This is a genomic window from Rhodococcus sp. CX, assembly GCF_015865005.1.
GTDB lineage: Bacteria > Actinomycetota > Actinomycetes > Mycobacteriales > Mycobacteriaceae > Rhodococcus.
Window position 1 is genome coordinate 38382 of the sequence record NZ_JADZGH010000111.1, and the last position, 9218, is coordinate 47599.

At 69.1% G+C, this 9218-nt stretch carries 10 protein-coding genes and 1 pseudogene; 4 read left to right on the plus strand and 7 right to left on the minus strand.

Annotated elements, in window-relative coordinates; genetic code table 11:
* The 3 genes from I0Q12_RS32675 to I0Q12_RS12265 form a co-directional block, all read right to left on the minus strand.
* On the minus strand, positions 1 to 614 hold a 614-nt coding region (locus I0Q12_RS32675; RefSeq protein ID WP_307846202.1), incomplete at its 3' end, for a nitronate monooxygenase.
* 27 nt (positions 615 to 641) lie between these two features.
* A complete protein-coding gene (lepA, locus tag I0Q12_RS12260) occupies positions 642 to 2486 on the minus strand; it encodes a translation elongation factor 4 (protein WP_197252181.1) in 1845 nt (614 codons plus the stop codon).
* A gap of 185 nt (positions 2487 to 2671) precedes the next feature.
* Positions 2672 to 3181 carry a helix-turn-helix domain-containing protein gene (locus I0Q12_RS12265; RefSeq protein ID WP_197252182.1) on the minus strand — a complete coding sequence of 170 codons (510 nt, stop codon included), beginning with the start codon at positions 3179 to 3181 and terminating at the stop codon, positions 2672 to 2674.
* Between the two features lie 137 nt (positions 3182 to 3318).
* Here I0Q12_RS12265 and I0Q12_RS12270 point away from each other — a divergent pair, with 137 nt between their 5' ends.
* Together I0Q12_RS12270 and I0Q12_RS12275 are read left to right on the plus strand one after the other, a co-directional pair.
* Entirely contained in the window at positions 3319 to 4488 is a 1170-nt protein-coding gene (locus tag I0Q12_RS12270; RefSeq protein WP_197252183.1) for a thiolase family protein, read from the plus strand.
* 19 nt (positions 4489 to 4507) lie between these two features.
* Complete coding sequence (locus I0Q12_RS12275) at positions 4508 to 5203, plus strand: SDR family oxidoreductase (protein ID WP_197252184.1); 696 nt, start codon at positions 4508 to 4510, stop codon at positions 5201 to 5203.
* A gap of 90 nt (positions 5204 to 5293) precedes the next feature.
* Here the strand turns inward: I0Q12_RS12275 and I0Q12_RS12280 are convergent, their stop codons facing one another.
* Entirely contained in the window at positions 5294 to 5587 is a 294-nt protein-coding gene (locus I0Q12_RS12280) for an antibiotic biosynthesis monooxygenase (protein WP_197252185.1), read from the minus strand.
* Positions 5588 to 5665: 78 nt separating this feature from the next.
* Here I0Q12_RS12280 and I0Q12_RS12285 point away from each other — a divergent pair, with 78 nt between their 5' ends.
* Together I0Q12_RS12285 and I0Q12_RS12290 are read left to right on the plus strand one after the other, a co-directional pair.
* Positions 5666 to 6010 carry a hypothetical protein gene (locus I0Q12_RS12285; protein WP_197252186.1) on the plus strand — a complete coding sequence of 115 codons (345 nt, stop codon included), beginning with the start codon at positions 5666 to 5668 and terminating at the stop codon, positions 6008 to 6010.
* Positions 6011 to 6058: 48 nt separating this feature from the next.
* A complete protein-coding gene (locus I0Q12_RS12290) occupies positions 6059 to 6649 on the plus strand; it encodes a type II toxin-antitoxin system PemK/MazF family toxin (protein WP_197252187.1) in 591 nt (196 codons plus the stop codon).
* A gap of 31 nt (positions 6650 to 6680) precedes the next feature.
* Here I0Q12_RS12290 and I0Q12_RS12295 read toward each other — a convergent pair whose 3' ends face one another.
* The 3 genes and pseudogenes from I0Q12_RS12295 to I0Q12_RS12305 all read right to left on the minus strand — a co-directional run.
* Positions 6681 to 7463, minus strand: a complete 783-nt coding sequence (locus I0Q12_RS12295) for an aquaporin (protein WP_197252188.1) — start codon at positions 7461 to 7463, stop codon at positions 6681 to 6683.
* A 72-nt stretch (positions 7464 to 7535) separates the two neighbouring features.
* The gene (locus I0Q12_RS12300) at positions 7536 to 8366 is read right to left on the minus strand and encodes a transglutaminase family protein (RefSeq protein ID WP_197252217.1); all 831 of its coding nucleotides are present in this window, start codon (positions 8364 to 8366) and stop codon (positions 7536 to 7538) included.
* Positions 8367 to 8374: 8 nt separating this feature from the next.
* A pseudogene (locus I0Q12_RS12305) lies at positions 8375 to 9218 on the minus strand (alpha-E domain-containing protein); the annotation flags it as partial.

Sequence of the window (9218 nt, forward strand, 5' to 3'; positions counted from 1 at the left end):
CCGACGGTCTCCGGGCTCGCCAGCAGGGCCGTACCGACGTACGCTCCCTCGGCGCCGGCCGCGAGCACCGCCGCCAGACCGCGGCCCGATGCGATCCCGCCCGCCGCGAGCACCGGCAGCGACGTCGACTCGAGAACCTCCTGCAGCAGCGGCAGCGTGCCGACCCGGCCGGTGTGTCCGCCCGCCTCGTGGCCCTGCGCGACGACCGCGTCGACTCCCGCCGCCTCGACGACCCGCAGATCGTCGATCGAGTTGATCTGCGAGATGGCCAGTGCCCCTGCGTCGTGCACGCGTTGCACGTAGGGCGCGGGATCGCCGAACGACAGCGACACCACCCGCGGCCGCAGGTCGAGCACCGTACCGAGGAGCGTGGCGTCGTCGGCCAGGGCCCAGGTCATCAGGCCGAACCCGAGCAGTCCCCCACCGATCTCCCGTGCCGTCTGTGCCTCGGCCTCGAGCCACTCGGCGGTGTGGAAGCGGGCCGCGCCGATCAGGCCGATGCCGCCGGCGCGGGTGACCGCCCCGGCGAGGGCCCCACCGGCCCGCCCCACCATCGGCGCCCCGACGAGCGGAACGGTGATTCCCAGTTCACGGGTGAGCCAGGTGTCGAGCACGGCGGGATCCTTCCGGTGGAGTGGCGCCTACTTCTTGGGCTTGTCGGACGAAGCCTCCGACGACAGCGCCGCGACGAACGCTTCCTGCGGCACGTCGACGCGACCGATCGTCTTCATGCGCTTCTTGCCTTCCTTCTGCTTCTCGAGCAGCTTGCGCTTACGGCTGATGTCGCCGCCGTAGCACTTGGCGAGCACGTCCTTGCGGATGGCGCGGATGTTCTCGCGCGCGATGATCTTCGATCCGATCGCGGCCTGCACCGGCACCTCGAACTGCTGGCGCGGGATGAGCTCCTTGAGCTTCGTGGTCATCTTGTTGCCGTATGCGGCCGCGGCGTCCTTGTGCACGATCGCGCTGAACGCGTCGACAGCCTCGCCCTGCAGCAGGATGTCGACCTTCACCAGCGCGGCCTGCTGCTCGCCGGCCTCCTCGTAGTCGAGGCTCGCGTAGCCGCGGGTCCGGGACTTGAGCGAGTCGAAGAAGTCGAAGATGATCTCGGCCATCGGCAGCGTGTAGCGCAGCTCGACGCGGGTCTCGGACAGGTAGTCCATGCCGCCGAGCTCGCCGCGGCGGCTCTGGCACAGCTCCATGATCGAGCCGATGAACTCGCTCGGCGCGATGATCGTGCATTTGACGATCGGCTCGTAGATCTCGCGGGCCTTGCCCTCGGGCCAGTAGGACGGGTTGGTGACGATGTGTTCCTGGCCGCCCTCGAGGACGACGCGGTACACGACGTTCGGTGCCGTCGAGATCAGGTCGAGGCCGAACTCACGCTCGAGCCGTTCGCGGGTGATCTCCATGTGCAGCAGGCCGAGGAAGCCGCAGCGGAAGCCGAAGCCGAGCGCGACGGAGGTCTCCGGCTCGTAGGTCAGCGCCGCGTCGTTGAGCTGCAGCTTGTCGAGGGCATCGCGCAGGTCCGGGTAGTCGGAGCCGTCCACCGGGTACAGACCCGAGTAGACCATCGGGCGCGGCTCGCGGTAGCCGGTGAGCGGTTCGGTCGCGCCGTTGCGCGCGGTCGTCACGGTGTCGCCGACCTTCGACTGGCGCACGTCCTTCACGCCGGTGATGAGGTAGCCCACCTCGCCGACGCCGAGACCGGCCGTCGCCTTCGGTTCGGGCGAGACGATGCCGACCTCCAGCAGTTCGTGGGTCGCACCGGTCGACATCATCTTGATCTTCTCGCGCGGCACGATCTTGCCGTCGACGACACGGACGTACGTGACGACACCGCGGTAGGTGTCGTACACCGAGTCGAAGATCATGGCGCGGGCCGGTGCGTCCGGGTCACCGACGGGCGGCGGGACCTGCCGGATCACCTCGTCGAGCAGTTCCGCCACACCCACACCGGTCTTGCCGGACACGCGCAGCACGTCGTCGGGTTCGCAGCCGATGATGTTGGCGATCTCCGCGGCGTAGCGGTCGGGATCGGCGGCGGGCAGGTCGATCTTGTTGAGGACCGGGATGATGGTCAGGTCCTTGTCGAGCGCGAGGTAGAGGTTCGCGAGGGTCTGTGCCTCGATGCCCTGCGCCGCGTCGACGAGCAGCACCGCGCCCTCACAGGCTTCGAGCGCGCGGGACACCTCGTAGGTGAAGTCGACGTGCCCGGGCGTGTCGATCAGGTGCATGACGTACTCTTCGTCGCCGACCTTCCAGGGCAGCCGCACGTTCTGCGCCTTGATGGTGATGCCGCGTTCGCGCTCGATGTCCATCCGGTCGAGGTACTGCGCGCGCATCGCACGTTCCTCGACGACACCGGTGAGCTGCAGCATCCGGTCGGCGAGGGTGGATTTGCCGTGGTCGATGTGCGCGATGATGCAGAAGTTCCGGATCTTCGACGGATCCGTGAACGTCTTTTCCGCAAAGTTGCTGCTCAAGCCTTGTTCCCTCGTCTCACTCGCACACCGACACCGACCGGGTCGTCGCGACCGGTCCCGTTCTCGTCCCGCTACAGGATCGCATCAGCCACGATCCGCGCCTTCCCATCATCCCCCGGACCCCGCCCGGCAGGCACATCCAGGGTCGCGGCGGGGTCCGCCCGAGACTCTGCTCGGTACTTCGCTCAGGACGCAGACGGCTTCGGGGCGTCCCGTTTGCCGTGGCGGTTGATGCGCACGCGCAGATCGTCGAGCCCGACCTCGGTGCCGTCCTCGCTGCGGATCTGCACCCGGACCGGCGCGCTCGTGGCGTCCTCGACGAGCTGCAGCGGTCCGCCGTCGTCGTGCAGATACTTGTCGCCCCACTGCATGAGCGCGAGCACCGCGGGCAGCAGATCACGGCCCATGTCGGTGAGCACGTATTCGTAGCGCGTGCGCTGCCCCGGTTCCCGGTACGGGCTCTTGGCGAGCAATCCGGCTTCGACGAGTTCCTTCAGCCGCGCCGAGGCGACGGCCTCGGTGATGCCCACCCGCTGCGCGAAGTCGTCGAACCGGGTGGTGCCGTAGTACGCCTCCCGCAGCAGCAGCATCGCGGATCGCGTTCCGACGATCCGCATGGCGCGGCTGATCGAGCAGTGCTCACCGGTTTCCCACGCCGACCGGTCCGCGAGGGGTCCTTCGAGCTTCATCGCCATGCCCTCAGAATACTGACTTTTGGCCGCTATAGTCAGATCCGTCGTTGCTGGGTATGGTTTTGCATAGCTAGATGGTTGCAGTCAGCAGACCGAGCGTCCGGGATCCGACCCGGCGCTCACGAACGAGAAGGACTCCGATGAGAGACGCAGTGATCGTCGAGGCCGTCCGCACTCCCCTGGGCCGGGGCCGGGAAACCGGTGCGCTGCACGACGTCCACCCAGTGGATCTGATGGCCCACAGCCTCCGCGCCGTCGTCGACCGCAGTGGCGTCGACCCGAACCTGATCGACGACGTGATCGGCGGCGTCGTCAGCACCGTCGGCGAGCAGGGCGCCAACGTCACCCGGCGCGCGGCACTCGCCGCCGGGTATCCGGAATCGGTGCCGGCCACCACCGTCGACCGGCAGTGCGGCAGCAGCCAACAGGCGTTGCACTTCGCGGCACAGGGAGTGATCGCCGGCGCATACGACATCGCCGTTGCGGCCGGGGTCGAGTCGATGAGCCGGGTGCCGATGGGATCGAGCATGCTCGGGACGACCGATCCGAGCGGCGTCGCGTTCGCCGAATGCTACCCCGACGGCCTGGTGCCCCAGGGCATCAGCGCCGAGCTGATCGCCGCGCGCTGGGGCATCTCCCGCACGCAGATGGACGAGTTCGCGCTCGGCAGCCACGCGAGGGCGGCGACCGCCACGAAGAACGGGCTGTTCGACGCGGAGATCAGCCCCGTCGGCGAGGTTCGCACCGACGAAGGCATCCGCGTCGGCAGCACCCTGGAAACCCTGGCCGGGTTGCGTCCCGCCTACTTCGACGAGGCGATGGCGCGCAGGTTCCCGCAGATCGAGTGGAACGTGACGGCCGCCAACGCCAGTCAGGTCACCGACGGCAGCGCGGCGCTGCTGGTCACCACGAGCGAGCGGGCCGCACAGCTCGGGCTGACGCCGCTCGCCCGGGTGCACAGCGTCGCGGTCGCCGGGGACGATCCGCTGCTGATGCTGACCGCCGTCGTTCCCGCCACCCGCAAGGTGCTGGCGCGCGCCGGACTGACCCTCGACGACATCGACCTGTTCGAGGTCAACGAGGCGTTCGCGTCGGTGGTGCTCGCCTGGGCGCAGGAGACCGGCGCAGACCTGAACAAGGTGAACGTCCACGGCGGTGCCATCGCGCTCGGGCACCCGCTCGGGGCCAGCGGCGCCCGCCTGACGACCACGCTGATTCACGCACTGCATGAGCGCGGCGGCCGCTTCGGACTCCAGACGATGTGCGAGGCAGGCGGATTGGCGAACGCCACCGTCATCGAACGGCTCTGACCCACCGAAGGAACGAATCATGAACATCCAAGGACGCACCGTGCTCGTCACGGGCGCAACCGGAGGGCTGGGCCGGGAGTTCGTCCGCCAGTTCCTCGCTCGCGGGGCTCACCGCGTGTACGCCGCAGCGCGGCGCGATCACGACTGGCACGACGAACGCGTCGTCCCGATCCACCTCGACGTCACCGACCCCGATTCGATCCGGGCGGCGGCCGCCGCGGCGACCGATGTGGATGTGGTCGTGAACAACGCCGGGATCACCGGTGCACCCTCGCTGCTCACCTCCCCGATCGACGAGATCCGGGCCACGTTCGAGACCAATGTCTTCGGGCCGCTCGAACTCGTCCGCGCCGTCGCGCCCACCCTGGCGCGGCGCGGCGGCGGCGCCGTGATCGACGTGCACTCGGTGCTGAGCTGGCTGGCGGCGCCCGGGGCGTACAGCCCGTCCAAGGCCGCGTTCTGGGGTCTGACGAACGCGCTGCGGCTCGAGTTGGCTGGACAGGGAACCCAGGTGGTCGGCGCTCATCTCGCCTACACCGACACCCCGATGATCGCGCACCTCGACGTCCCCAAGTCCGACCCCGCCGTCGTCGTCTCCCGCATCCTCGACGCTCTCGAGGACGGCGTGGACGAGGCGCTCGCCGACGAGGTGACGAGCGGGTTCAGGGCAGTGCTCTCGACCGCCACCACCGGCCGGGTCCCGACCCGCGCCTGACGAGCCGTCCCGCTCTGTCGATTCACCCCGAAACGACGGTTGGTGTACCGGTATTTCGATGCACCAACCGTCATGACGGGCACCTCTGTGTCAGGCGTCGACCTGCTCGTAGTGTTCGACGGTCGGGAACGGGTCGTAGAAGTGGTGCAGCAGCCGACGCCACTGCTGGTAGTCCGCCGATCCGCGGAATCCCTCGGTGTGGTCCTCGAGGGTGTCCCATTCGACGAGCAGCAGGTAGGCGTCGGGCCGTTCGATGCAGCGGGACAGGCTCAGCCGGCGGAACCCGGGCATCCGGGCGATGATCTGCCGGGCCTGAGCGAAGGCTGCTTCGAACTCGGTGGACATGCCCGGTTTCACCTGCAGCGGTGCGTGTTCGAGGATCACCTGCGCAGCGTAGTGCTCCCGACCGCGCCGGGCGTGTGCAACGACCGTCGGCCCGCTCCGGGCCCTACGCTCGAGGCCGTGTACAGCGACGACACCCCCGCCTTCGACCGCCTCCTCGCCGGCCTGCGCGCCCGCCGCGACCTCGCGGCCCACCGCGCCACCGACGCCGGTCTCGGGGAGCTTGCCGAGTTCGGCACCGTCGAGATCACCGTCGCCGAGCTCGACCAGCTCCTCGCCAAGATCGACGACCTCGACACCCAACTCATGACCCACGAATTCGTCGCCGGCCAACACCTCAAACAGACCCGAGTCACGGCCGCCATGATCGAGGACCTCGAGCAGGCCGTCGCCGGCCAGGACGGCCCCCTCGCCGACGCCATCATCGGCATCCTCGAGGCCCGTACGCGCCGTAAGGGCCGTTGACCTGCCGCCACGGACGTTGTCGCCTCGTCGCCGCTAAGCTCGGCGACCGTGGCTGGTACGTGGAAGAAACTGGGCAAGCAACTGGGCAAGCTGGCGGTCGAGCAGGGTCCTCGGCTGCTCGAGCAACTGCAGCGATCCGGTGCCTTGGACAAGGCCCGCATCGTGGCCGAGGGCAGAGCACGCACCGCCCTCGGCGGCTCGACGCAGACCCGTCGGCCCGCCCCCACACCCGGCCGGCCGGTGACCTCGCGCAGCGCACCCACCGCGCACCGGGCGCGGCGCATCGACTATGCGCCCGACCTCGACGGTCGCGCCGATCCCGGTGAGATCGTGTGGACGTGGGTCGCCTACGAGGAGGACGCGAGCCAGGGCAAGGACCGGCCCGTTCTCGTCGTCGGCCGCAACGGCTCGACGCTCCTCGGCCTGATGCTCTCGTCGAACAGCGACCGCGACGGGCACCGCGACTGGCTCGCGCTGGGACCGGGCGCCTGGGACGCCGAGAACCGGCCGAGCTGGGTTCGGCTCGACCGGGTTCTCGATGTCCCCGAGGAAGGCATCCGGCGCGAAGGCGCGATCCTGGACCGCAAGCGGTTCGACGCGGTCGCCACCCGCCTGCGCTCCGACTTCGGCTGGCAGTGAAGCCGGAGCGCAGCGAGACAGCGGTCGCGCGTTACGCGCGCAGGCCGCGGGTGTTGCCGAACAGCAGCCGGTAGACCAGCGCGCCCAGCGCACCGCCGATCAGCGGGAACACGATGAACACCCACAACTGGCCGAGCGCACCGACCTGGTAGGGCGCGACCGCGAGGCTGCGCGCCGGGTTGACCGAGGTGTTGTCGATCGGGATCGCGATCAGGTGGATCACCGCGAGGGTGAAACCGATCGCGACACCGGCCATGAGCACGTCCGACACCTGATCGGTGGCCGAGAGCACCACGAACACCAGCAGCGCGGTGAGCAGCACCTCGATCAGGATCGTGGCGCCGAGGCCGTAACCCTCCTCCAGCACCCCACCGAGCGGGCCGGTGATCGCCGACGGACTGTGCGCACCCCAGCCGTTGGCACCGAGACCGTCCACGGTCCGGTCGTAGGACGGAAGCGACTGCGCGATCGTGTAGATCACCACACCGGCGAGCAGACCGCCGATGAACTGCGCGACCCAGTAGCCGACGGCACGCGCCGCGGTGATGTGGCCGACGATCAACTGGCCGACGGTGACTGCGGGATTGACGTGGCAGCCCGAGATCGGGCCGATCGTGTAGACGAGGAACAGCAGCGTGAGGCCGAATGCCAGCGCGACACCGAGATTGCCGACCTTCGCCCCGGCGAACACCGCCGTGCCGACGGCGGAGAACACCAGCACGAACGTGCCGATCCCTTCCGCCACGAACTTCTTGACATCCGAGAACGGTTCCGTCTCGACGTATTCCTGGGCTGTCTCGTGTTGGGACGTCATGGGACCACCTAGAGGTTCGCGGCCCCGTGGGGCCGATCCGAGTCGGTTCGACTTCCCCCTGCGTCCGGCACATTACGCAAGCCGGGTGACCTCGACAACAACCTCGTGCGCCGTGGCGCCACCGCCGGTGTAGATGCCCTTGAGCGGCGGCACGTCCGCGTAATCCCGTCCTACCCCGACCGAAACATGCTGTTCACCGATGAACGACAGGTTGGTCGGGTCGTAACCCCACCACGCCCCGGTCCACGCCTCGATCCACGCGTGGGACTCTCCTGCGGCGGTCACCCCGATCTCGGCGTCGACCTGCGGATGCAGGTATCCCGACACGTACCGCGCGGGAATGTCCATGGCGCGCAGCAACAACAGCGTCAGGTGCGCATAGTCCTGGCACACGCCGCTGCGGTCCGCGTACGCCTCGACGGCCGAGGTGTGTACCCCGGTCGAGCCCGGCACGTAGTTCATCTCCTCGTGCACCCACCGCGCGGCGGCGAACACCGCCGAGACCGGGTCGAGTCCGCGGGCCAGGCCGCGCGCGACCTTGGCGAGGTTCTTGTCCGCGGGCACGAACACCGTCGGCACCAGCAGTTCGTCGAACCGGTCGCGGATCGGTTCCGAACGCAGTTCGTCCCAATCGACCACGGTGTCGGGCGGTCCCGACACCGTGGTTTCGACGACGGACAGGCCGGTGACGTCGAGCGAGGTGTGCGGGGCGTGCAGGTCGAAGGCGGTGACCCCGCTGCCCCAGTAGTCGGTGTAGCGGTAGGCCCGTGTCGCCGGCGTGGTGTCGACGCGGGACAGGATCACCGTCTGCCGGCCGTCCGACCGCGGCGTGAGACGAGCCTCGTTGTAGGACGAGGTCACCGGCCCGTCGTAGCCGTATCCCGTGGTGTGCACCACGCGCATCCGCCAGCTCACAGTTCTCCTTCCACCGGCACGCGGTCGAGTTCCACGGCCCTCGCATCGATCCACGCCACCCACGGGGCGGAGTGGAAGAACTGACGCGCAATCGCGTCACCGACCTGCCGGCACATGTCCTGCAGCATCAGCAGACGCTCGGCGAGTTCCTCCACGAGCACCCCCGGCTCGAGGAATTCGAGTTCGCTGCGGGCCCGCCCGAGCAGGCGCTGCGCCGCGTTCCCGGCTCCGAGCCGGTTGTCGGAGGAGTCGAGTTCGGCCAGGCAGCGTTCGGCCTCCTGGATCGCGCTGAACACCGAGCGCGGGAACAGCCGGTCGAGCAGCATGAACTCGACGATGCGGCCCGCGTCGAGCGCCCCCCGATAGGTGCGCAGGTAGGTGTCGTGCCCGCCCGCCGAACGCAGCACCGTCGCCCAGGTCGGGGAGGTCGGACGGTCGCCGGCCCGCGACAGCAGCAGGCGCACGGTCATGTCGACGCGTTCGATGGACCGGCCCAGCAGCAGGAATCGGTAGCCGTCGTCGCGGCACAGGGTGCTGTCGGCCAGGCCCGCGAACATCGCGGCACGTTCCTCGATGTAGCGGAAGAACTCGTGCGGGCCGAGGCGTTTCGACGCGCGTTCACGTTCGGCGAGACCGTTGTAGGTGGTGTTGAGACACTGCCACATCTCCGTGGACGTGACCTCACGGGCGCCGCGGGCGTTTTCCCGTGCAGCGGCGATCGTCGACGCGATCGACGTGCCGCCGTCGCGCCCGAACGCCACGAGGTCGACGACGGACTGCACGTCCAGGGCACCGGCAGGCTCGTCGAACCCGAGAACACGCAGCAACCGGCGGCACGTC

Coding starts and splice junctions, on each gene's coding strand:
- I0Q12_RS12265 (WP_197252182.1), bottom strand. CDS start 3,181: ATGGCGATGAAGCTCGAAGGACCCCTCGCGGACCGGTCGGCGTGGGAA.
- I0Q12_RS12270 (WP_197252183.1), top strand. CDS start 3,319: ATGAGAGACGCAGTGATCGTCGAGGCCGTCCGCACTCCCCTGGGCCGG.
- I0Q12_RS12300 (WP_197252217.1), bottom strand. CDS start 8,366: ATGCGCGTGGTGCACACCACGGGATACGGCTACGACGGGCCGGTGACC.
- I0Q12_RS12275 (WP_197252184.1), top strand. CDS start 4,508: ATGAACATCCAAGGACGCACCGTGCTCGTCACGGGCGCAACCGGAGGG.
- I0Q12_RS12295 (WP_197252188.1), bottom strand. CDS start 7,463: ATGACGTCCCAACACGAGACAGCCCAGGAATACGTCGAGACGGAACCG.